The organism is Thermosipho ferrireducens (assembly GCF_017358165.1).
Lineage (GTDB): Bacteria > Thermotogota > Thermotogae > Thermotogales > Fervidobacteriaceae > Thermosipho_B > Thermosipho_B ferrireducens.
The window spans coordinates 1,908,139-1,932,319 of sequence record NZ_CP071446.1; the positions used below are offsets into that span (position 1 = coordinate 1,908,139).

Here is a 24,181-nt window from a genome sequence, read left to right on the forward strand (position 1 = left end):
TCTTGTTTTTCATTCTTTTAGCATATAAAACAAAGAAATTCCAATAAATAAGTATAAACGTAAGGGGGTAATGTAATGAAACAATTCCTGGGAAAGACAGTAACAGTGAAAGTTGATAGACCTATTGGTTCAAAACATCCGGAATATGGGTTTTATTATCCCGTAAATTATGGCTATGTACCAAACACCCTGTCTGGCGATGGAGAAGAAACAGATGCTTATATATTGGGAATTTATGAACCAATAGTTGAATTTACGGGAAAGGTTATAGGAATAATTCATAGAAAAAATGACAATGAGGATAAACTGGTTGTAGCTAATAAAAACGCTTTGTATAGTAGAGAAGAAATTCGTGTATTAACAGATTTTCAAGAAAGATTTTTTGACATAGAAATTATTGCCCTTGAATATTTGAAGCAGTCTATAAGAAATACTGTAAGAGGTATTATCAGGAGGGGCGATGAAATCCTTGTAGTGGAAGAAAAAGATGAAATAAAAGGGAAATACTATTATCTTCCTGGAGGAGGAATTGAATTTTTAGAAAAAAGCGATGATGCAATTTACCGCGAAATAAGGGAAGAGTTGGAATGTGAAATTCACAACATAAAATACAAAGTTACAATTGAAAATCTTTTTGAGATTAATGGAATTAAATGCCACGAAATGTGTAGAATATACGAGTTAAAAGTAAGTGAAGAAATGTATCAAAAAGAAGAAATTAATATCACAGCTGATATTTTTCCAAACATCGCAAAATGGGTAAATATAAAAGAATTTAAAGAAAAGAAAAAAGTTCTTTATCCCGAAAAACTAATTGATATGTTGTAAGGTGAGACGAACACGTCTGGAATAACTAAAATTTACCCTTATTTCTTTATAAGTGTTAACAAAAATTTTTAACCGGAGATGAACAATTAATGATATTTTTCGATAAATGATAATTTCGAGGGGTTGATAAAATCAACAGAGAGAAATGGATAAAAGAAAAACGCCGTATGGCTGAAAAACGTTATGACACGATATTTTCCGTTGATTATGATAAAAAATGGGGCAAAATTGATAAAACACATAAAAGTTTTTTATCGAAATTTTTAAGTTTTTTACCGGAAAAATGTAAGATTCTGGATGCGGCATGCGGTACAGGAAAATATTGGAAATTAATACTGGAAAATAATTGTCAGGTCGTAGGAATAGACCAATCTGAACAAATGTTAATTAAAGCCAAAGAGAAATTTCCAAATTGTGAGACAGTAAAAATTGGATTGCAAGAAATGTGTTATGAAAATGAATTTGAAGGTATTATCTGTATAGATGCGATGGAAAATGTTTTCCCAGAAGATTGGACGCTTGTTTTAAAAAACTTCTACAGAGCGTTGAAAAAGAAAGGATATTTATATTTTACAGTTGAATTGATAGACGAAAAAAAGCTTAAAGAGGCATATATCGAGGGAAAAAGAATGGGATTACCCATTGTTGAAGGTGAAGTTGTATATAACGGAGGATATCATTATTATCCGCCTATAAAAAAGGTTAAAGAATGGCTATATGAGGTTGGTTTTAAAATAATTGAAGAGGGTTTATCAGATGGATACTATCACTTTTTAGTTAAAAAATTATAAGATTGAAAACTTTTTCCATAAATTCTAAATACTTACGAAAGGAAAGTGTTTATTATGAAAAAAACAGATAAAAAGGTTGTGATAATAACTGGTGGAAATAATGGACTTGGCTACTATATGGCAAAAGCACTTCTGGAAGATGGGCATAAAATAGCTGTTTTTGATATTTCAGGAGAAAATCTAACAAACCTTCAGGAAATTTACCCGGAAAATCTACTTTTTTGCAAATGTGATGTTTCCATCGAAGATGAAGTGAACCTTTCAGTTGATAAAGTTATTGAAAATTGGGAAAAGATAGATGTTTTAATTAATAACGCGGCTCTTGCAATCTTCAAAAATTTTGAGCACAAAAACATAGAAGAAACAAAAAAGGAATTTTCTGTCAACTATTTTGGATATATCTTAATGATTAAATCGGTGCTTCCTCATATGAAAAAGCGGGGGAAAGGTATTATATACAACGTAAGCTCTGGGGTGGGAATAACGGGATTCGCAAAAATTCATGGTTATGCTTCTACAAAAGCTGCTATTGAAACACTTACAAGAACATTAGCTATAGAGTTTGAACAATATAACATAAGTGTTAATTTAATACATCCTCCATTAATGAGAACAAAATCAGCATCACCATTGGGAATTCCTCCTCAAATGATGGAAGATCCCGAGATTACAGCAAAAAAACTTGCAAAAAAGATCTTTGCTGATAAAAAAGTGCTCACCCCAGATTTTAAAACTTCAGTTTTTTTATTTATTTCTCGAATGTGTCCAGACGCGGTAGGAAAATTTTTAAGCAAAATGACCGAAAAAAACAAAACTTATTAAAAAATTGTAGACAAAGGGAGGGATTTCCGTAAAACGAAAAGATTTACTAAAATATCTAACAAATTTTATTTTAAAAAAGATAAACAAAGACCTGTTCTTGCAGAAATCGATGGTGTTGATGCTTCTGGAAAAACAACTTTAGCTGAAGAACTTGCAAAGGAACTGGAAAGTTCAAAACGGCCAATAATAAGAGCTTCTATAGATGGGTTTCATAATTCTAAAAGTATTCGATACGCTAAAGGTGAAGATTCGCCAGAAGGTTATTATTACAATTCATTTAATTACAAAGCACTGGTGAAAGTACTTTTAAAACCATTAAGTTCTGGAAAATTACTATACAAAACCTCAGTCTTTGATTATAAAACAGATTCAAATGTTGAATCACCGTTCCAGCAAGCAGCAAGTAATTCAATTTTGATAATGGAAGGAGTATTTCTATTTCGACCTGAACTGGTAAATTATTGGGACATTAAAATTTTTGTTGATGCTGATTTCAAAGTAACTGTTGAACGTGCAGTAAAAAGAAACACTGAAAAAGATTACATTGGAAGCGAGCAAAAAATTCGCAGTAAATATGAAAAAAGATATATCCCCGGCCAACAAATTTATTTTAGAAAAGCATCTCCAAAGGAAAAAGCGGACATTGTTATCAATAATAACGACTTTGAAAATCCGTTATTAACGAAAAAACCAATTTAGAATTGAAAGGAGATAGGATGAGACAGGCGTTTGATAGTATTACGGATTTTATTTTTATGGAAGATGAGTTGGAAGAAGCGGATATAATATTGATTCCCGGAGGTAGTCATAGAGAGTTAATGGAACATGCTGTGAAATTATATCACGAAGGATTGGCTAAATATATTCTGCCTTCTGGAGGTTATAATAGTAAAATACCTGAATATAATTCAGAGTGGGAATTCTTGCATAATATTGCTATAGACCTTGGAATACCAAATGAAATAATATTAAAAGAAGATAAAGCAACAAATACATTTGAAAACGCAAAATTTTCATATGAAATTATTGAAAAACATAGAATAACAGTGAATAAAGCTATACTGGTGTGCAAAACATTTCACGCCCGTCGGGCATATCTAACATATAAAGTGTTTTTCCCATATTTTGTAAAGTTCATTGTATCTCCAGTAGTAGATGAGAGGGATATTAGAAAAGACAATTGGTTTCTTGATATGTACAAAGTTAAAATAGTTATGAATGAGCTCGTTAAAATAGGAAAATACTTTGAAAGTTATATAATCGACGAAATTGTTTCCAAAGGAGCTGATTGAAATGTTTACAAAAGAATTTATTGAAGCGCTTGAAAAAAGAGATGTAAAAAAACTTAGAACCATTCCAAAAAGTGACTTGCATAACCATGCTATTTTAGGCGGAAATCTTGAATATATTGAAAATTGGATTGGAAGGAAAATTCCAAAGTTGACACAAAGAATCACCAGTATTGAAGAAATGGAAAACTGGGTTAACCAGCATTATTTGCCATATATAAAAGGAACAACAGGTTTTGAAAAAGCCATAGAAGCTGCTTTTGTACAGGCAAAAGAAGATGGAGTTGTCAAATTAGAAATGAGTATAGATGTGTATTTCAGGCACTTTTACGGTGGATCTGCGGGAAAATTAATTGAAGTTCTAAAAAAACTTCATAAAAAATACGCTCCTGAAGTAAATTTCATTCCTGAATTAGGTTTTAACCGCAGCGTTTCTCAAGATTTACTAATTGAATGGTTTGAACCATACCTTGATTATGACTATTTTAAATCTGTGGACCTTTACGGTGATGAACTTGCTCAACCTGCAAGTAACTTTAAACAACTATATAGGATAGCTAAATCGAACGGTTTTAAGTTAAAGGCGCACGTTGGTGAATTTGGAGATGCTGAAAGCATTCAAAAAACTGTAGAAATTCTCGAACTGGATGAAGTTCAACATGGCATAAGTGCCGTTAAATCGAAATCGGTTATGAGATTTTTGCGCGAAAATAATATTCAATTAAATATTTGTCCCACAAGCAATTATATGTTAAGTAGAGTAGAAGAAATAAAAAAACACCCTATAAGAAAATTATTTGATTACGGTATAAAAGTAACTGTAAACACAGACGATGTAATAGTTTTTCAAAATGGTGTATCTGAAGAATTTTTAATGTTGTATGAACATGGTGTTTTTTCTGCTAAAGAGCTGGACGTAATTAGATTGAATGGATTAATGTGAGAGATATTTTAACTACTTTTTTATGTCATTCTAAGGAGCAAAGCGACGAAAAATCTTGAATCAATAAATGTTAAAAAGTATGTCAAGTTGTTCGTTTCCTGTTCATTGTTTATAGTATTATAGATATTATTTTAGTAGTTTAAGCCGAACAATATAAGGAGGTATAAAAAGTGCTCATTAATGAAAAGATTGTTCGGTTTGTGAAATCATTAATAGGGAATTTCGAAGTTGTAAAAAATCATAGAAGTAACAGTAACAGAACAGGTGTTTTGGAAATTATTACCAATAATAAGAGAATGTTTGTCAAGATTCATAAAAGGTTAAACCGATGGAGTCCTGAAGTTTATGCATACAAAAATTGGACTTGTATACTTGGAGATTACGTGCCAAAACTAGTGCATTTTTTTAACAACGAAAACTTTTATGGAATAATTACTACACCAATTCGTGGAAAAACAGTAAATGAATCTCAAATAAATGATGAGAATATTTTAAAACGAGTATATTATAAAGCAGGAGAATTACTCAGACAACTACACAATAATTTCGAAGGAACGTATTATGGTATCCCATCGATTGATGGTTCGCCCCTCGAAAATGATGCAAAAACGGATCCAGTGGATTATATTAATTCTGCATTAGAAAATATTCTGAAATTGGGATACGATAAAGAACTATTTAATGGCAGTGACAAAGAATTAGTTCAATGGTGTATGAAGCATAGCTATGTCTTCGCAAATAACAAACCTGTCCCCACAAACTGGGATTTTTCACAAAATAACTGGATGGTTGATGAAAATGGTAGATTTACTGGTTTTATAGATTTTGAGAATATGCTCTGGGGAATTGACGTTGACAGTTTTGGAATAATAATTGAAAGATACACTCCAGATAGACCCAGGTTGAGGAAAGCCTTATTTGAAGGATATGGACTTGAAAAAAGTGAGGAAAAACATTTGCAACTCAAAATTGTAAGTGTAAAAATAGCTATAGCAGACATAACATATGGAGCAAGTATCGGAAATAGCAGGATTTTTTCGTTAGCAAAGAACTTAATGGAAAACTTAAAAAAACCAGAGTTCAGGTTATTTTAAGAACAGAGTCATGAAACAAATATCGTAAAGATTGACACTATTTATAACAATATAAATTTAATTGAATGTAGTAGAACCTTTTAATTGTAAAACCTTTAATCACAGAAACTTAAAAGTTCAGGTTCTGGAAGAAACAATAAAATACATTGAAAAAACATGCTGAGAAAACCTAAGTGTTATCTTTCATATATTATTTTTATTAATTTTTCCACTTGCGGATCTTTTTCATTTAATATATCCTCTATAGTAGTATAAACTTCGATGTCAGGATATAATGAATTTTCTGGATCATTATCTGTGTTTGGTCTTACCCATTTTTTGTGCGAAACATAAAATTTAAAACCAGAAACTGGCAACTGAAATCTCAAAATATCTCCATAACTTGATGGTTGATTACCTGTTGGCTCTCCTATTATTACACCTAAATTGTTATCTCTCATAACCACTGCAAACCAATTCCCGGAGCTAAAGGTATATGAAGAAGTTAAAACATATATCCTGCCATTGTAAATTAAGTTTTTATTAAAAACTTTCTTGTTAGCGACTACCCTTTTTGGATATGACTTGTAATCAATTTCCCCGGTATATCCTCTTTGCTGTTTAGCTTGCTTTGAAATTCTCACATCACCTGTATAAAACAAATATTTATCTACATCAATATATCTCATAAATTCATTTATAACCTGAGAGTTACCACCAGTATTTTTTCTTAAATCTATTGCTATATTTTTTATATTATTTCTGGCAACTTCTTCGAAAAAATTTTTCAACGTTGTTTTATACACTTCGTTGTATATGCATTTATCAAGCCGGAAAACTCCCAGTGAATTTTCCAGATCTATATCATAACTAACCCAATTTCTATTGTTGTTACTGTTCCCAGATTCTGCTTGATTTATCAGCGGAAGTTTTATTGCAACTTTTTTATTGTTTCTTTGTACCACTATATTGACATAGTCATTTTCTATCAACTTAAGATGGTTTAAAAAAGATTCTTTAGTAAGATTAATTTTTCCCATTACTTTAACCCACTGCTGGTTTTCAGCTGGAATTATTTTTTCAAGTTCAGCTAATAGTTCAGCTTCTGTTTTTCCTCCAATAGAAACAATTTTATCACCTTTTTTTAAGTCAGCTGTACTCTTGCTTACATACATTCCATCTTTAAGCCATATTATTGGCAAGTTTATAATTTTATCCTCTTTAGTTGTGTCAATCCATATCATAGTATGGGCATCTTTCAGAGAACATATTACTTCATTAAGTACAAAGTAAAACTCTCCAGCTGTCATTGGACTTTCAATCTTTTTATATGCTTTCTTTATTACATAATTTTGCTTTTTATTGAAACCATTAAGTGTTTTTGGATGGACATCTTTTAAAGTATTCACAAGATAATTTAAATCGGTTTCCATTTCTTCTCTTGTCATTATAGTATTAGCCGCCATTTGCTCTTTAAAGTTGTAAACAGTTTGTCTGGGAACAATATAATATGTTGCAATTAACGAAATTAAAAGAACTGGAATCAAAAGGCCCAAAAGATACGGCATAATTTTTTCCATATTGTTCTCCTTTCTCATTTTGCTTATTAGATAACATAACAATATTTTATATATAGTTTTACACAGTGTCAAGTTCTTAATTGATTTGTAGTGGTAAATCTTATGCTCTTTGATATTTGTATTTCAATAAAAAAAAAAGTTATATTTACATTTCAACTAACTTTACAACTATTTTGATATTTAAAAATACATGAAAATTAGAGAATATTGTCATTATTTGATTTTTTTTTGAATTTAAAAATATTATCTGATATTTAGTATTGACAATTTAATTTCCATTTTGTAATCTTCTTGTTGAGATAATATAAAGATTTAAATCATATGGGTTATTTCATTTTCTCTACTACATTATAAACGAGGAGGAATTTATAATGAAACTTTTCTCGTTTTTTTCAAACAGAGAATTAAGTAAACTATTAGCACATTCAAAGCAATATCTAAAATATCAAAAACTAATTTTCATATTTTCCCCAATGTTGCTTGGAATTGGTGCAGCAAGCCCGTTTATCATTAGATATTTATTTGACAATATAATTCAGAAGTATGATTTTTCAAAATTACCATTATTTGTTTTGCTGTTTATCATTATTAAGGGTTTTGAAAGATTTCTTTCGGTTATTGTGAATTATAATTTTAGAAAATGTGGGAATTTAATTATTCGCGATGAACAGATCTACTTTATTAAAAAAGTTTTCAATTTGCCAGTAAAAAAAAATTTCGAGAAATAATACCGGGGATTTGATAGCACGAGTCTCTTCTGATATTCCCAATTTTTCTGAATCATTAAGCGCTGCTATACCTGGTATTAGTTTAAATATTATGGCTCTAATTATTTTCAGCGGTGTACTTATTTATTTAAGCTGGCAACTTGCATTAGTTGTTTTTGCTACATTACCTTTTTATAATATATCGATTAACACTTTTAATAAAAAGTTGAAGAAACTTTCAAAATTAGAACGTGAAAAAAACAGCAAAGTTATGGAAGGAATACGAGAAAGTATAGAAGGTACATTGACAATTAAAAGGTTTAATAAGTCTAATTACTTTATTGAAGCCCTAAAAAGTTATATAAATGATTGGATAAAAGCAAGTAATAAACATAATTTGTTTATACAGTCAATCGAAGATTTTATAACCTTCATAAGAGGAATATGTCCGATAATTGTATTAAGTTTCGGAGGATACCTGGTTATGAAAGGTGACATAACACTTGGAACTTTAATAGGGTTTTACAGTTTTATGAATTGGATTTACGAACCAGTAAGAGTAATAAGTCATTTTTTTATTTCACTACAAAGTACGATACCTGTGTTTAAAAGAATAAAAGAAATCCATGAAATGGAAGAAGAAACAAGTGGGTTGGAATTATTAAATAAGGTTAAAAATATAGAATATAGGAATGTTTATTTCTCTTATGATAGCATTCCAATATTAGAAGGATTAAATTTAAAAATAAGATCGAACGAACGTATAGCAATTGTAGGAGAAAGCGGTAGTGGAAAAACTACGGTAATAAAGTTAGTTATGAGGTATTTTAACGTAGACAAAGGAAATATTTTAGTAAATGGGAAAAGCATAGTTGAGTATTCGTTGCATGACCTGAGAAGGAAAATAATCGTGGTACATCAAAATGATTTTCTCTTTAACATGAGTATACGAGAAAATATTTTGCTTGGAGAAAAATTCAGCGAAAAAGAATTTACAAACGCTATAAAAGTTGCGTGTATAGATAAATTTATAAATGAATTGGGAAAGGGTTACGACACAATTGTTGGAGAGAGAGGAACAAGACTATCTGATGGTCAAAAACAAAGAATAGCAATAGCACGAGCTGTGATCAGAAAGCCAGATGTTCTTATACTTGATGAAGCAACTTCAGGAATTGATTCTCAAACAGAAGCAGAGATATTTAAAAATTTACAAAATTTGAATATCACTGTGATAATAATATCACATAGATTATCAACAATAAAGAAAGCAGATAGAATAATAGTTTTGCATAAAGGTAGAGTGATATGTGAAGGTAATCACGAAAATTTATTAAAAAATTGTAGAAAGTATAATGATATAATAAGGAACCAACTTATCGTAGTGTAAGTTGTTAAATAAATTTCAGCAAAACAACTATTAAAAACTTTTTCGAATAATATATTAAAAATTTGTACAAAAGATTTTATAAAATAACACTGTGAGATGTGTAAAAGTCTAAATAAACCAATGAGAAAGTTACAACTGGCATATAAGCCTGTATTATACCCGTCAATGCAACTATAGCAGGAACTATACCATTTCCAGAATTTTCATTCACATGGAAACCCACATATTTTTCAAAATCAAAATTTTTTAATATTAATCCCCGTTGTCCTTCGACGCCCGCATTTAAAACTAATTTATTCTTACTTAGCCCATATTTTGTTATAAGATATCTGTCTTTAAAATTATCGACACAAACATATATAACATCATATTCATCTAAAATATTTAAGTTTTCTAATTTAAGTTTTTCTAAAATTGCTCTTTTGCAATACTTAAGTTTTGATGCAAGTACTTCTGCCTTAAATTTTCCCACATCATCTTCGGTAAATAATATTTGCCTTGCAAGATTGGTTTTATCTATTTTATCGTCATCAATTATAGTAAAAGGAACTCTACGCCTGTTAAGCACATAGGAGACAAAATTTCCCAGACCCCCTGAACCAACCACAATGGTTTTTACAGAGTTAAGAGTAAGTGCAATACTTCTACTAATGTCAAAAGGCAATTTTATGGTATTTATCCCAAAGAGTAATTCTGATATAACAAGTTGTGCAATCAGACTTCCTATTATTTCATCAGGCAAAATACTATTATTTTGAGCTGATCCCACCAGCTTGACGGTGCTATCATCATAAATTTTTATATCTTTAAACTCACCTTTTTGGCTTATATTCACACCACAATTTTTTAAAATTTTGTTAGCAAGAGAACTCTTAGTATACACAGCGTAATTTAACAACTTCATGGTATTTTCCAGACCAATACATTTTATTTGTCTATCAAAATAAATTTTATCCATCAACTCCTACCACATCCTTCACCTTATTTATAACCTCTGATGGAGTTCTTCCAAAAACACGTATCATTGCCTCTTTTCCATAAAAACCATCATCCCATACAAAATCTATAGGTTCTTTTACCTGTTCATATATCTTTGAAAGACCATACGGTATAGAATGACCTTCCTTTACCCGTATTTCAACAGGTTCCTTATTTCTATCCAGGTAAAAAGTTCTATATCCTAACTTTTCAGCTCTTTTAATATAATCTTCTTTATATTTTATGTTCATAGCAGACCTTATCCATGGGAAATATTTCATAGTGGCAAGAACAGCTCTTGCCATGTGACTTTTACCAAAAAATGCTGGTTCATGTGTGAAATTGACTTCATTACCGAATTTGTAAATCCTCCCTGGATACTTTCCAACATCATCTTCGCATTTCGCATTTGGCATTGCAAATACAATATTTTGACCAACTTCAGGTATTGTATATTGCCCCAGTTTTATTATTTCTGTCTTAATTTTCCACAGTTCCTCCAGAATATAGCTTTTATGAAACTCGTAAACCATGTTTTCAGTTTTCACATAGTTTTCAGAATTTTTAACCAATTTATCCATATAATATAAAGAAGCTATTATAGACTCTTCAATTGTGTATTTATTATAAAGAAAAGCCACTATTAGCGAAGAAAACACACAGCCAGTTCCGTGTAAATTTTTATTGTATTTTGGAGCATAAAATACTTTGTTTTTGTACAATACTTTTATTTTTTCAGTATCTTCGTGCCCGCCGGTTATTATTACATCACAAGAGACTTTTGCCAATTTGTACTCTTCAGAATTCATTATCATTAAGTCTACGTATTTTTCCCCTTTCTTCACTTCTTCTGGAGAAATTATATTAAAACCAGACGAAGTTTTAATAACAGGATTCCATATTATCTTTGCATTTTTATAGTTATTTCTTAACTCAACAATTTGTTTTAAATTTGAAAGACCAACTTTAATTAAAGTAATATTATCAAACAACTTAAATTCATCAAATTTCTCGCGGTATATTACTTTTTTAAAGTTCTTCTCATTCTGTACAGTGTATGCTGAGATAACTGCTCCTGGATTTATTTGAAACATCTTCATAATAGTTATATCCTGTAATATTCCCGCCCCACCAGATGGATCAAACCCGGAAAAAATCATTAACATATCGATTCCTCCCTGACGCTATAATAATTTTTCAAGAATTTTCAAAATACTTTTCCGAAATTTTCAAGGCGCACAATGGTCCACACATAGAACATCCTTCAACCTCTTTTATTTTTCTTTCATTGTAAATATTCCTGGCTTTTTCTTCATCAATGGCTAATTTGAATTGATTTTCCCAATCTAATTTACATCTTGCTCTGCTCATTTTATTATCGACTTCCATATGTTTTCTATTTTTCACAATGTCTGCAGAATGAGCAGCAATTTTCGCAGCTACAACTGCGTCTTTTATATCTTCAACAGCTGGCAATCCAAGATGTTCAGCTGGTGTGACTGCACAAAGAAAATCTGCCCCACTTGCAGCTGCAATCGCTCCACCTATAGCAGAAGTAATGTGGTCATACCCCGGAGCAATGTCTGTTACTATTGGGCCCAACACATAAAAAGGAACCCCCTTACATATTTTCTTTTGTAATACAACATTAGCTTCTATTTCACCCATAGGCATATGACCGGGCCCCTCGACCATTACCTGAACTCCAAAACTATGAGCTTTTTCTACAAGTTCGCCTAATGTTAACAGTTCATACAGTTGAAGTTCATCTGTTGCATCGTGGAGTGTTCCAGGCCTTAAAGCATCACCTAAGCTTAAGGTTACATCATATTTTCTACATATTTCTAATATCTCTTCGAAAAATTCATAAAATGGGTTTTCTCTTTTATTTATTACCATCCATCCAGCTATTATAGAACCACCTCTGGAAACTATCTTTGTTATCCTATCTGAGTTTTTTAATTTCTCCATCATATTTTGTGTAATTCCCGCATGAATTGTCATAAAATCAACCCCATCTTCTGCGTGTTCTTTTACAATTTCAATAAAATCTTCTGCCTCAAAATCGACTACTTTTTTTCTTTGATTTACAGCCTTTGCAGCTACATCATATATAGGTACAGTTCCAACCATTACATTTGAATTTTTTATTATTTCTTTTCTTATATGTCTTAAATCTCCCCATGTGGAAAGGTTCATTATTGAATCAGCTTCATATTTCTCTGCTACCTTAAGTTTTTTTATTTCTTCATCCAAATTTGAAAATCCTTTTGAAGTACCTATATTTATATTGACTTTTGTCTTTAAACCTTCACCAATCGCACGAATGTTTTTAAAAGCTCTATTTTTATTTTTCGGAAGTACAACTTTTCCATCAGCTATTTTTCTCATCAAAAATGCTGGATCTAACCCTTCATATTCTGCTGCTATTTTCATTTCTTCCGTAATAATTCCCTTTTTTGCAAATTCCAATTGCGTCATATAAATTCCTCCTTTAAACCCAATTAACCATTGCTGGATTATAACCTCTACTTTTTACATACCTGATAAATTCTTCTATTGTTCTTTTATCTTCTGTTGAAAATTGCTTCACTTCGTCTTTGTAAATGGTGTACCCACCCACATTTGTACTTGAACCAGCTGACATCTTTGTTGCAACTCCAACAAGCGCGTTTCTAAAATTTTCATTTTCACGGGTAGAAATATTCACATGCACTCTTGGAAAAAGCAACTTAAATGCAAGAATATAATGTATGAGCTCTTTATCAGAAACTTGCTCGAAATCGAATTTTACATTATATGCAGGTTTCATTCTGGGAAACGATACAGAGTATTCTATCCACGGATACGTTTTTAACAAATAATCCATATGGTAAGCCAGCATTATTGTTTCAAATACAGGATCACATAAGCCATATAATACTCCTATATTTATTTCCCTAACTCCTGCTTTTATAGCATGTTCTATTGTATTTAAACGCTTTTTATAATCACTTTTTGGTCCAAATGGATGAAGTTCAGCATATTCTTCAATACAATATGTTTCTTGATACATAGTGACTCCTGTTAATCCTGCTGAAATAAGATACTTATAATCATCCTCGTTTAACGAATAAGATTCTAAAGAAACCTCCTTGAAAAACATTTTACCGATTTTTATAACGTTGTATAAATACTCCACCCCCACATTCTCAGGATCTTCACCGGTTAAAATAAGAACATGTTCTACACCTGATTTTTTTAAATATAACATTTCTTTTCTTATTTCATCATAATTAAGCTTCCTTCTTTTAATTAAATTCGAATTCTTAAACCCACAGTAAATACATCCATTTACACAATAATTTGAGACGTATAATGGTGCGTATAAAAACACAACATTTCCAAAAAATTTTTTGTTGTTTTTTAATACTCTCTTTGCCATAAAAGAAAGCTCGTTACTTTCAAGTAAAGCAAATATATCTCTTGCCATAAAAAATTCCTTATTCAAATTTACATAATGCTTTCTTTTTATTTCACTTTTTACCATCCTAATAATTTCTCCTATTAACTCTGAAAACATATCAATCCCTTCCTATACAACCAAATAATGGAGAAGAAGCTTCTGCAAAATCCTTTTCCTCTGGTATTCCTGCCAGATACGCCAACCTTCCAGCCATAACTGCATATGAAAATGCTTTTACCATTTTCACAGGATTATCGGATATAGAAACAGCAGTATTGGCCAGCACTGCGTGACATCCCATTTCCATTACTTCGGCCGCATGTGAAGGTTTACCTATACCAGCATCAATCACTATTTTCACATCCATCTCGTTAAGTAAAATCTTTACGAGCTCTTTTGTTTTAAAACCTTTATTTGTACCTATTGGTGAACCAAGTGGCATCAAAACCTCCGCGCCGTTTTCGACCATTCTTCTTGCATCGTATAAATCAGGATACATATATGGAAAAACGTTAAAACCATTCTCTGTTAGCAATTTGCAAGCTTTTATAGTTTCCTGGTTGTCTGGCATTAAATACTTTGTATCATTTATAATTTCTATTTTTACCCAGTTTGTATTTATCAATTCTCTTCCTATTTTTGCTATGAATAAAGCTTCTTCTGCACTTCTTGCACCAGATGTATTTATCATTATCTTCTTTGCATTTATATAATCAAGAATATTTTCATTTGTTTCACTGTAAGAAGCTCTTCTTACAGCAACAGTAACAACTTCTATGTTGGCTTCTTCTATCGCTTTTTTCATAATATCAAAATTTCCAAACTTACCCGTTCCCATAAAAAATAAATTTTCTATTTCTTCTCCATAAAACTTAATATCAACCACCCCCCACTACAGTAATAATCTCAACTTTGTCGTTTTCAGATAATTTTATTTCTGGATAATCCTTTACTGATACTATATTTCCATTGAGTACCACAACAATAGGCTTATCTACCAACAAGAGTTCTTCCAAAAGCTCTTTTACACTTGATGCTTTACATACTTTTTCTTTTCCATTTACACTTATTTTCAAGAAACCACCTCCCTTAAAAAAATCTCCTGCGCGAAGCAGGAGATTTTCTATCTTCTGCTCCGCTCCTTTCGCTGGTATTACCCAGGTCAAGTTCAAAGGGTCAGGGGATTCCTCCCCACTCTCAGCTGCGGTATCAGCAGCTCCCCTGCGGAGAAGTGTATTTACTTTTACTATGTACAACAAAATTATAGCATCGGAATTAAATCCACTCAAGCCAATACTTTGAACAACTACAAATCACATAGAATAGCTGTTTTAAATATTCTTTGCAAAAATAAACCTAAAAAAATGGAAAAATTCACATAATTTTCAAAAAATTCTTTACGATTGGAAAAAGCGATTTATCCAAAAGGGAAAAATTTTATTTATAAAAAATCACTTTTTGAGGGCAAATGTTTGACAAATCACCAGGAAATTATCCAGAAATCAATGGTGGAAAAGCCTTGCGCACAAGATTTTATTACAATAATTCTCCTTTCATATCTTTTCTAAATATTTCAATTCTTTTTTATCCATATCAGAAAACTTTGACAAAGTACTTATAAATTCTTTTTTCTCTTTTCTTAATAAATGATCCGTTTCTTTTATAGTTGTTTTTACTAACCTTTTAGTTTGCTTATCATGAACTTTTCTAAGTTTTCTAATAGCCATTTTTCTGAAAAACGCAGCATGCTCAGAAAAATATGGATCTATTTTGTAGTACCTTACAGCTGAATAATATTGCTTTGCATATATTAATGCGTCTATTTTTTTCTTTTCCATAATAGTACCCACCTCTTTATTTGTTTTTTTAACCGTTTATCATGTATTATATAAGCACTCTTGATTTCGCCAAACATCATATTAATAATCAATACAAAGTTTTATACTATTGAGAGACACAATATCTCTCTTTAATGTTCCTACTAACTTTATATATAAATTAAAAACTGCTATATCTTTCCTAAACATTTTAGAGTTTTTTTATCTCTATTTGGAATTTTTTATTATTACATCTGGTTCAGTTAACTCTTCAAAAAGTTTCTTGACTAATTGAAGAGCATTTGGTTTTAAAACCCAACCATTTTCATCATAATCAATCCACTTTTCAAATTCATTATACTGTTCTTCAATAATCCAATCCGGTAATTTTTTCATTTTTTTAACTCCCTTTTAATAATTTTCAAAAATTCCAAGGAAAGTTGAGAAGGAGTCTTAGATGTTAGTCTGTTTTCATTAGCTTGTGCTATAAGTACATGAGGAGCATTTGTTATGCATTTTCTATATATTTGCGCACTTCATACTCTTAATCTTTAGAGTCAATTACTAACTTTTTCAATATTTCACCTTTAACGGGCTCAATTCCTCATAGGCACGGTAAAAACGGTGTTCTTTTTCTTTTATTCATGCGTGTTTTCGTTATTTCAGTTTCAATTCCTCATAGGTACGGTAAAAACCGAATCCTGAACCCGGGATGATTTATTATAATAGTAGATTTCAATTCCTCATAGGTACGGTAAAAACCCATTTTTTCTGCTTCCATTCTGGATAGCTCACGCGTTTCAATCCCTCATAGGTAATGTGCAAACTTTTCAGGTTCAGTTGGTGCTATTCCTGCTGTTACAGCGTTTCAATCCCTCATAGGTAATATGCAAACACTACAAGGAAAAATTTAGAAAGGAGGGATACAATAGTTTCAATCCCTCATAGGTAATATGCAAACATATTATCACCTCATATAATATTTAAATTGTTAAATAGTTTCAATCCCTCATAGGTAATATGCAAACATGTATCGGCTAATCTTCGTTCGTGGATGCATTTCTGTTTCAATCCCTCATAGGTAATATGCAAACTATAAAGGCACAGGCAACGGGTACGAAGCTGTTATGTTTCAATCCCTCATAGGTAATATGCAAACTACTATGAGTATGGTTTGTGCTAACAGTCGGTATATGTTTCAATCCCTCATAGGTAATATGCAAACTAATTTTAAATTGTCATTTTGCATTCCAAATTTTAGTTTCAATCCCTCATAGGTAATATGCAAACCTATGGGCAAGACAGCTTTTATGCTTAATATGATGTAGTTTCAATCCCTCATAGGTAATATGCAAACAAATTACAGGTTATACCGTATGTAGTTTTGATAAAGTTTCAATCCCTCATAGGTAATATGCAAACCAATATTTGCAATCATAAAGTCATAATCCGGATGTAGTTTCAATCCCTCATAGGTAATATGCAAACTAACATAGCAGATATTGTTGAAACTGATTTGCCGACGTTTCAATCCCTCATAGGTAATATGCAAACCTTTTAGAAATTTCAGTAATAGAAGTGTCTACAATGTTTCAATCCCTCATAGGTAATATGCAAACTATACATCTCCACCATTAAAGATTTTATTTGCTATGTTTCAATCCCTCATAGGTAATATGCAAACATGATTGATGTTGAGAATATTTTTGTTCCTAAAAAAGTTTCAATCCCTCATAGGTAATATGCAAACATGATTGATGTTGAGAATATTTTTGTTCCTAAAAAAGTTTCAATCCCTCATAGGTAATATGCAAACTCTTTTTCTGTCATACTTCCACCTCCAATTCTTTTTTGGTTTCAATCCCTCATAGGTAATATGCAAACTAAGACCAGAAGCCAAAAAATAAGAAATATCTCGTGTTTCAATCCCTCATAGGTAATATGCAAACTTATATCCATCTCCGCCATTAAAGATTTTATTTGCTATGTTTCAATCCCTCATAGGTAATATGCAAACCAAAAGCTCATTAGTTTTTTACATACTTTAGTAAGTTTCAATCCCTCATAGGTAATATGCAAACGTAGGTCGAGAAGATGTAAAAATAATAAGAGAAAATAGTTTCAATCCCTCATAGGTAATATGCAAACGTCTGGAATGAAAAGGATAAACGCACTGGAAAGATGTTTCAATCCCTCATAGGTAATATGCAAACTGTTATGGTTGTTGGGCAACCTGAATTTTTTGAATAGTTTCAATCCCTCATAGGTAATATGCAAACAATGTGCCACCTTTTAGAGTCAAGTTCACACCATCATAGTTTCAATCCCTCATAGGTAATATGCAAACTTCTTTGAACACCGATGGACAAGTTGTGAATTCCTAGTTTCAATCCCTCATAGGTAATATGCAAACTTCTACCATCCACCAAATTCCCTATCATATCAAAAGTTTCAATCCCTCATAGGTAATATGCAAACGTAGAACCACAAATAAGAAAAAAGCATACTATTTAGTTTCAATCCCTCATAGGTAATATGCAAACGTTACTCCACTTGGCGCAGAAAAATCAACATTAGCGGTTTCAATCCCTCATAGGTAATATGCAAACTTTCTCACTCCCCGAACAAATCATTTTTCATTTGTTGTTTCAATCCCTCATAGGTAATATGCAAACTCAAACAGGATATTGCAGATATCCTGGCGAAAATATAGTTTCAATCCCTCATAGGTAATATGCAAACAAAAAGGTAGTAATTCTCGCCCGCAAAAAAGCAGGTTTCAATCCCTCATAGGTAATATGCAAACTGGATTTAAGACGATATTCGTTTGTTCAAAATGGAAGTTTCAATCCCTCATAGGTAATATGCAAACCGGCCCGCCGGCCGTGATAAAAAAGGAGGTAATAGGAGTTTCAATCCCTCATAGGTAATATGCAAACATCATCCCCCACACACTTTTTCGACAGATTTGTTAGTTTCAATCCCTCATAGGTAATATGCAAACTTATAAGCCCAGGCAAGAGCTTGGGCTATTGCATTGTTTCAATCCCTCATAGGTAATATGCAAACTATTTCCCATGTTGTTTGTACTATACCACCAAAATAGCGTTTCAATCCCTCATAGGTAATATGCAAACCCATTCCCACGTTGTTTCGAGGCCTTCCCAAACTTGTTTCAATCCCTCATAGGTAATATGCAAACTTGTTCCAGTGCAAAATATTTTTATGGAGGACTTTAGTTTCAATCCCTCATAGGTAATATGCAAACTTTAGCGTCACAAAAGTCACTTTTTTTATAGCCTCGTTTCAATCCCTCATAGGTAATATGCAAACGCCAAAAACGCGAATTAAAAACATAGTTCGCCTCATCGTTTCAATCCCTCATAGGTAATATGCAAACACTTAGCAATATAAAATTATAAACGAGAATTATAATCCTTTGCTAAAAATAATTTTACTACTTTTTTTGAAAAATTTCAAATCAAATTTATTGAAAATGGCATAGACAAATGCTTCTCAATATAAACTAAAATTCCTAAAACCCCCCTATATATTTTCGTCATTTAGGGTTTCCCCAAAAAAGATCATAAAAAAAATATTTGCAAAACTTGAGTGCTAAATCAGAGAAAGTTTGTATTTTCGACTTTTGGTGTTCCCTCTATTTCTTTTTTTAATAGTGAAGAATTTTTAAGAATAAAATATATTACAAAATCCTCTTCCACATTAAGTTTTTCCTTTATCTCGAACTTTAACCGTCTAAATTGTGAATTAGTTAATTCTCCCTCTAAAACTGAATTTTGAACCCAATTAAGATATTTTCTTGCTATTTTTAAAATCTTTGCTACTCTTTTTTCTTTAATATCGTAAACCATTATTATATACATACTAACCACCATTCTTTAAAATTTTAAAACAGTAGGTTGATATTCCGCGTCATCGATTACGTGTTTTTCAATTTTATAAGCTTCAATCCTAATCAATCTCTTTATTGATACTTTTCTTTTTAAAGAACTATTATAAACTGTTGTTCCCAGTTTGTTCTCAAATTCTTGCAGAAATATTTTTCGCCCTTTGTCATTTAAAAATATTCCATTAGTGTGTTTAGAAAAATGTTTTTCGCTAAGTTGGTTTCTATTTATTAAATTAAATAAAACCCTATCAGCTAAAATTGGTTTGTAAATTTCTGCAATATCAAGATTCAAAGAAAAACTCCTATCATTTGAAGTGTGTAAATAACCAATCCGTGGATCAAGATGAGTTTGATAAATTTGACTAAGAGACACAGTATATACTAACGAATTCCCAAAGCTAATCAATGCATCTATAGGTGTTTTTGGCGGTCTTTTATCCCTTTTTTCAAATTTAAATAATTCAGTTTTTGAAATCAAATTAAACGATGAATAATAATTTTTTTTAATTTGACCTTCTAAAGCCATTAGTTGGTTAATATTTTCAACTAAATCTATTTTTTTAATTGTTTGCTTTATAAATTTATTACTGCTCCTATCTCAGAAATAAATCTCGAGTAATATTTAAGATTTTCAATTGAATTACTGGCAGCTCCTTTAACAAATTTTTTTGCCAATATCAATCTTTCAGCTGGGTTCAAGTATTTCTCTACTTGTTTTACAAAAACATAACCACTATTATACTTTTCTCTTGGATAAAAACTACCAACATAATAACCATAGAAATTGAAAATATGTAAACAAATACCTTTTTGAGAAATATATTCTAAAAACTTTTTATTAAAATCTACTTCACCAAAAATATAAATCTCTTTTAAATTTTCAATTGGTAGATATCTTCTTTTTCCATCTTTTTGTATAAAAGCAACAGTATTTTGCTTTCTTTCTAACCTTCCGGACGAATTAATATACAACACATCCAAACTCTCATCCCCAACAAAATTCAAAATATGCACATTTAGAACATACACTTTTCCTTATAGGAATTGGAGGCTTTTCCTTTTGAACTAACTTGATAACTTCTTCAACTAAACTATATACTTCCTTTTCTATAGAATCATCTACAATTACTTTTATTCTCTTTTTTTCTTTGGGAATAATTATTTCAGATTCAATTTTTAAACTATATTCTTTCAACCGTAAAATATAATATGCCAGTTGTATCTTTGCTTCATATAACTTTTTTGAAGACGATTTTATTTCTCCGAGAACATATCCTTTCCTACCTTTCAATAAAATATCTATCTTCATGCCGGGTAATGAAATTTCTTCTTTTTTCTCCTTTGAATAACTGTGCTCATGAATGAACCTTCCTAAGTCTAAATAAATGTTGTCCTGATAACCTTCTATACCATGTGAAATAAGCCAGGCTTCACGATGGCATATTAAATAAGAAGAAAGCCAATGGGCTTTTACAGATTCTAAATTTACCATATAAGAGCATCCCCTTTTGTTTCACTAAATTTGAAACCGGTTTCTAAATCATAATAAGTAAGCAAGCTATCTCTATTTATAAATCTAATTGATTCATAATGATTTACAGCAGGTGGTAGATTTTTCTTTGCTCTCTCCAGAGGAATATTTATTATCCTGCCTTCAATTTCTCTTCGATATTTTAAATACATCTTTCTTTTAAATAAATAATCTTTACTATTTAAAATTTCTTCAAACAAACTAAATATTTCTTCATCATCTTCATCAAGAATAACAAATATACTAACAGAAGGTTTTTCATCTATTAATTTAAAATCACTTAAACTTGCAGTAATTTTGGAATTAAACTCCAAATTCCTATAGGCGTTGATAATCTCTTTAAACTCTCCAGAAGAATAATATTTCTGGAGCTCTTCAAAAAAATGTTTTACAAGATCTTTATAATTTTTTTCACTTATTTCCCCCTCAAAAATTTTTAAAATATTATTAGAAACCACAATATGAGCAGCTCCATAGACTCTTTTACCTGCTGATTCATCAAAATTTGTTATATACACACTCGAAACATTCTTATTGATATAATTTCTATTTGATCTTCCAGCGGCTTGCAATATACTATGAATAGGGCCGATTTCTCTGAAAACCACATCGAAATCCAAATCAACTCCTGCTTCCACAACCTGAGTTGAAATTAGTATAGGTTTTTCTTTTTTCTCAAGAAGAGCTTTTATTTCACCAATTCTTTTTATTCTTTCTTTAGGTGTAATATTCGTTGAAAGATAAAACACTTTTCTTTGGTCACATATACCTTTTAACTTTCTATAATTTTCTATTGATTGGGGAATAGTATTAAAAACAAATAAGGCCGACTTGTCATTTAAATCTATTATATTCAACAAATCTTCCAAACTTTTTACATTAAACATTTTCTTCAATTTAGTTCTATCCATTATTGAAAAGGTTTTTTCAAATATTGCATTTAATTCAATAGGTTCAAGGTGTTTAAATAATGGTTGTGTAGCAGTCATAAATATAAAAATAGCTCCCATTTGCTCGGCAACAAGACCTATAAACTTCTCTATCAGATCAAATTTTTCTATTGGAATACTTTGTATTTCATCTAATATTATTATTGAACCCGCTAACGTATGAAATCTTTTTAAATTCTTACTTTTATAACCTAATATCGTATGTACAATTTGCCAAAAAGTGGTAACTATAACCTCGCTCTGCCAGGTATCAAACAAAAGAATTTTATCACTTTCGAAGTCTTCTTCGAAATCTGATTCTGAATCTTTTTCATGATAAGAAGACAAATGATGATAGGGAAGTAAATACTCATTCTTTTTTTCTTTGTAGTCGCTTATCAAAGAAAAAACTTCATCAAGTACCTTTGAAACCTGATCAATAATTGAGATAAAGGGTAATGAATATATAATTCTTGGTAAATATCCATGTTCTTTATAAATTAAATTTCGAAGTTTCAAAGCAAAATTAAGAACTGCTAAAGTCTTACCTATCCCAGTTGGTGCAGTTAAAGTATAGACTTTTCCAAAGTTCTTTATTATTTGATTATTATATATATTTTTTTCTACAGCTTTATAAAATTCCATTCTGATTTTATTAATTTCTAAATTTCTGTTAATCACATTTTCAAGATATTTATTAACTATATTTTCAGGTATACTTAATCTTTGCGGATTTTCTATACACGCTGCATCTTTCTGATCACTATCAACAAGTAACGAAAAGTAAAGTTGAGTTTTTAACGCAATTTTCTCTCTCTTATCATCTTTTCCCTCTTCTAATATTCTTATATAACCATCAACGATATATGACAGGCTTTCCATAATTATCTCTTCGTTGACTATTTCGTCTGATAAAATTACTCCTATTTTTTGAAATTCTAAAACTATATCTCCCCAATTGCTTTTTATATCTTTAAACTGATAAATAAATTCTCTATGTTCATAAAAAATTTCTTCAAAGCTTAAACTTTCACTGCTTATTGTAATAGGTACTAATTTTTCAAAATAAGATAAGGCGCTATGATGTCCTTCTATACCCATCATAGCGCTTATAATATATTGAGGTGGTGTTTTCTCTAAGTAAAGATATACCCCACAAAAAATTGAGGAAAGATAAGAATGTGAAGAATAATGTGTTTTCTCACCTTTTAATTTTTTTTGAAAATAAGTTGTAAACTTGCCAAAATCATGGAATAATCCAATGTATCTTAAAACTTTTAACTCTATATCTGAAAAAGATATAGGTAAAGAACAAGCAAGTTCAACCATATTTTTTGAAACATTATGCAAATGTTCAATTAAAAACTGATTAGGTCTTGCATAAAAATTCATATTCCCACACCTTTTCACATAAACGAAATTGTAACATTTAATGCCGGGACATCATATATCAGAGCTTTTTCCAAACTTTCAAAACTTATTTCTGTGGCATTTGGTGAAAAAATATAATCAGAAACCTTTTTTAAAGTTCTATCACTATTGAAAGCTTCTGGACATCTATCTCTTTGCAAATATTCAAAAAATCCTATATTTTTAAAATAACTTGATTTTAAAACAGTCTTTACTTTAACATTTATATTTTCATTCTTCACAATTTCATAATCACCAACGTACTCAATTTTTGCCGGTAATTCTGTAATTCCCATATAAGGTGGATAAATATATTTTTTACCTTTCAATCTGGATTTCAAACTATTAAATAATCTTTCATCTTCGTGATAAAAATATACTCTGTAAACTATGTTAGACTTAGATTTTGGAAAAACAAACTCCACTGGTACTTGAGTCCTATCGCTAAATCCTCTAAACTCTTCAATTTTATTTGAGTTACCTATAATTTTCAAGTAACTCACAACGTTAATTTTCTTCCTCAAAGGTGTTCTTATTTCTACGGCTAAAAAAGCTTTTTCGTCAAATAAATCATAATACGAATCTCTTTCAAGACCAACCATGCCTGCAATCATTCCAGCTAATACTGTTTTTGGCGGAAAATAATATGATAATGATGAAGAATTTGTATAAAATTTTCTAAAATGTGCTGCTTTTCCAATAACATCAAAAATAAGAGCTCTATTCATATTTGACCAT

24 protein-coding genes, 1 CRISPR repeat array and 1 riboswitch are annotated in these 24,181 nt (G+C 30.7%); of the genes, 9 read left to right on the forward strand and 15 right to left on the reverse strand.

Annotation, left to right across the window (positions count from 1 at the left end; genetic code table 11):
• The first annotated feature begins 75 nt into the window (after positions 1–75).
• The 7 genes from JYK00_RS09370 (at position 76) to JYK00_RS09400 (ending at position 5,767) form a co-directional block, all read left to right on the forward strand.
• Positions 76–828 (forward strand): NUDIX domain-containing protein, encoded by a 753-nt coding sequence (locus tag JYK00_RS09370; protein WP_207566633.1) that lies wholly within the window; start codon positions 76–78, stop codon positions 826–828.
• 167 nt (positions 829–995) lie between these two features.
• Positions 996–1,619, forward strand: a complete 624-nt coding sequence (locus JYK00_RS09375) for a class I SAM-dependent methyltransferase (protein WP_207566634.1) — start codon at positions 996–998, stop codon at positions 1,617–1,619.
• 54 nt (positions 1,620–1,673) lie between these two features.
• Positions 1,674–2,441: an SDR family NAD(P)-dependent oxidoreductase gene (locus JYK00_RS09380; RefSeq protein ID WP_207566635.1), complete on the forward strand. Its 768-nt coding sequence runs from the start codon at positions 1,674–1,676 to the stop codon at positions 2,439–2,441.
• Positions 2,442–2,546: 105 nt separating this feature from the next.
• Entirely contained in the window at positions 2,547–3,140 is a 594-nt protein-coding gene (locus JYK00_RS09385) for a cytidylate kinase family protein (RefSeq protein WP_228288233.1), read from the forward strand.
• A 17-nt stretch (positions 3,141–3,157) separates the two neighbouring features.
• Complete coding sequence (locus JYK00_RS09390) at positions 3,158–3,733, forward strand: YdcF family protein (RefSeq protein ID WP_207566636.1); 576 nt, start codon at positions 3,158–3,160, stop codon at positions 3,731–3,733.
• Position 3,734: 1 nt separating this feature from the next.
• Positions 3,735–4,673, forward strand: a complete 939-nt coding sequence (locus JYK00_RS09395; protein ID WP_207566637.1) for an amidohydrolase family protein — start codon at positions 3,735–3,737, stop codon at positions 4,671–4,673.
• Positions 4,674–4,843: 170 nt separating this feature from the next.
• Complete coding sequence (locus JYK00_RS09400; RefSeq protein WP_207566638.1) at positions 4,844–5,767, forward strand: aminoglycoside phosphotransferase family protein; 924 nt, start codon at positions 4,844–4,846, stop codon at positions 5,765–5,767.
• A gap of 176 nt (positions 5,768–5,943) precedes the next feature.
• Here the strand turns inward: JYK00_RS09400 and JYK00_RS09405 are convergent, their stop codons facing one another.
• The gene (locus JYK00_RS09405) at positions 5,944–7,326 is read right to left on the reverse strand and encodes a S41 family peptidase (RefSeq protein ID WP_207566639.1); all 1,383 of its coding nucleotides are present in this window, start codon (positions 7,324–7,326) and stop codon (positions 5,944–5,946) included.
• A gap of 371 nt (positions 7,327–7,697) precedes the next feature.
• Between JYK00_RS09405 and JYK00_RS09410 the strand changes: the two genes are divergently transcribed.
• On the forward strand, positions 7,698–8,054 hold the full coding sequence (locus JYK00_RS09410; protein WP_207566640.1) for a 6TM ABC transporter family protein: 357 nt from the start codon (positions 7,698–7,700) through the stop codon (positions 8,052–8,054).
• Between the two features lie 10 nt (positions 8,055–8,064).
• The gene (locus JYK00_RS09415) at positions 8,065–9,423 is read left to right on the forward strand and encodes an ABC transporter ATP-binding protein (RefSeq protein ID WP_207566641.1); all 1,359 of its coding nucleotides are present in this window, start codon (positions 8,065–8,067) and stop codon (positions 9,421–9,423) included.
• Positions 9,424–9,499: 76 nt separating this feature from the next.
• On the opposite strand, the gene JYK00_RS09420 is transcribed toward JYK00_RS09415, so the two are convergent.
• From JYK00_RS09420 to cas5b, 14 genes are all read right to left on the reverse strand, one after another.
• Complete coding sequence (locus JYK00_RS09420; protein ID WP_207566642.1) at positions 9,500–10,381, reverse strand: HesA/MoeB/ThiF family protein; 882 nt, start codon at positions 10,379–10,381, stop codon at positions 9,500–9,502.
• Positions 10,374–11,567: a thiamine-phosphate synthase family protein gene (locus JYK00_RS09425; RefSeq protein WP_207566643.1), complete on the reverse strand. Its 1,194-nt coding sequence runs from the start codon at positions 11,565–11,567 to the stop codon at positions 10,374–10,376. Before JYK00_RS09425 ends, JYK00_RS09420 begins: the two co-directional genes overlap by 8 nt.
• A gap of 31 nt (positions 11,568–11,598) precedes the next feature.
• On the reverse strand, positions 11,599–12,882 hold the full coding sequence (gene thiC, locus JYK00_RS09430) for a phosphomethylpyrimidine synthase ThiC (RefSeq protein ID WP_207566644.1): 1,284 nt from the start codon (positions 12,880–12,882) through the stop codon (positions 11,599–11,601).
• A 13-nt stretch (positions 12,883–12,895) separates the two neighbouring features.
• Positions 12,896–13,963, reverse strand: coding sequence for a radical SAM protein (locus JYK00_RS09435; RefSeq protein ID WP_207566645.1), 1,068 nt, complete (start codon positions 13,961–13,963; stop codon positions 12,896–12,898).
• Position 13,964: 1 nt separating this feature from the next.
• Positions 13,965–14,732: a thiazole synthase gene (locus tag JYK00_RS09440; RefSeq protein ID WP_207566646.1), complete on the reverse strand. Its 768-nt coding sequence runs from the start codon at positions 14,730–14,732 to the stop codon at positions 13,965–13,967.
• Positions 14,725–14,922 (reverse strand): sulfur carrier protein ThiS, encoded by a 198-nt coding sequence (thiS, locus tag JYK00_RS09445; RefSeq protein WP_207566647.1) that lies wholly within the window; start codon positions 14,920–14,922, stop codon positions 14,725–14,727. The genes JYK00_RS09440 and thiS overlap by 8 nt, the downstream gene beginning before the upstream one ends.
• 46 nt (positions 14,923–14,968) lie before the next feature.
• Positions 14,969–15,079, reverse strand: a riboswitch (TPP riboswitch).
• Between the two features lie 320 nt (positions 15,080–15,399).
• Positions 15,400–15,684, reverse strand: a complete 285-nt coding sequence (locus tag JYK00_RS09450) for a hypothetical protein (protein WP_207566648.1) — start codon at positions 15,682–15,684, stop codon at positions 15,400–15,402.
• 207 nt (positions 15,685–15,891) lie between these two features.
• Positions 15,892–16,059: a hypothetical protein gene (locus JYK00_RS09455; protein WP_207566649.1), complete on the reverse strand. Its 168-nt coding sequence runs from the start codon at positions 16,057–16,059 to the stop codon at positions 15,892–15,894.
• A 401-nt stretch (positions 16,060–16,460) separates the two neighbouring features.
• Positions 16,461–19,063: a CRISPR direct-repeat array (repeat unit 30 nt; unit sequence GTTTCAATCCCTCATAGGTAATATGCAAAC).
• Positions 19,064–19,283: 220 nt separating this feature from the next.
• Positions 19,284–19,547: a CRISPR-associated endonuclease Cas2 gene (gene cas2 / locus JYK00_RS09460; protein ID WP_207566650.1), complete on the reverse strand. Its 264-nt coding sequence runs from the start codon at positions 19,545–19,547 to the stop codon at positions 19,284–19,286.
• 15 nt (positions 19,548–19,562) lie between these two features.
• Positions 19,563–20,099 carry a CRISPR-associated endonuclease Cas1 gene (gene cas1 / locus JYK00_RS09855; RefSeq protein ID WP_266097021.1) on the reverse strand — a complete coding sequence of 179 codons (537 nt, stop codon included), beginning with the start codon at positions 20,097–20,099 and terminating at the stop codon, positions 19,563–19,565.
• A gap of 47 nt (positions 20,100–20,146) precedes the next feature.
• Entirely contained in the window at positions 20,147–20,548 is a 402-nt protein-coding gene (cas1, locus tag JYK00_RS09860; protein WP_266097031.1) for a CRISPR-associated endonuclease Cas1, read from the reverse strand.
• Between the two features lie 10 nt (positions 20,549–20,558).
• Entirely contained in the window at positions 20,559–21,065 is a 507-nt protein-coding gene (cas4, locus tag JYK00_RS09470; protein ID WP_207566651.1) for a CRISPR-associated protein Cas4, read from the reverse strand.
• Positions 21,059–23,425: a CRISPR-associated helicase Cas3' gene (gene cas3 / locus JYK00_RS09475; protein WP_207566652.1), complete on the reverse strand. Its 2,367-nt coding sequence runs from the start codon at positions 23,423–23,425 to the stop codon at positions 21,059–21,061. The genes cas4 and cas3 overlap by 7 nt, the downstream gene beginning before the upstream one ends.
• Positions 23,426–23,439: 14 nt before the next feature.
• Positions 23,440–24,171 carry a type I-B CRISPR-associated protein Cas5b gene (gene cas5b, locus JYK00_RS09480; protein WP_207566653.1) on the reverse strand — a complete coding sequence of 244 codons (732 nt, stop codon included), beginning with the start codon at positions 24,169–24,171 and terminating at the stop codon, positions 23,440–23,442.
• Positions 24,172–24,181: the final 10 nt, after the last annotated feature.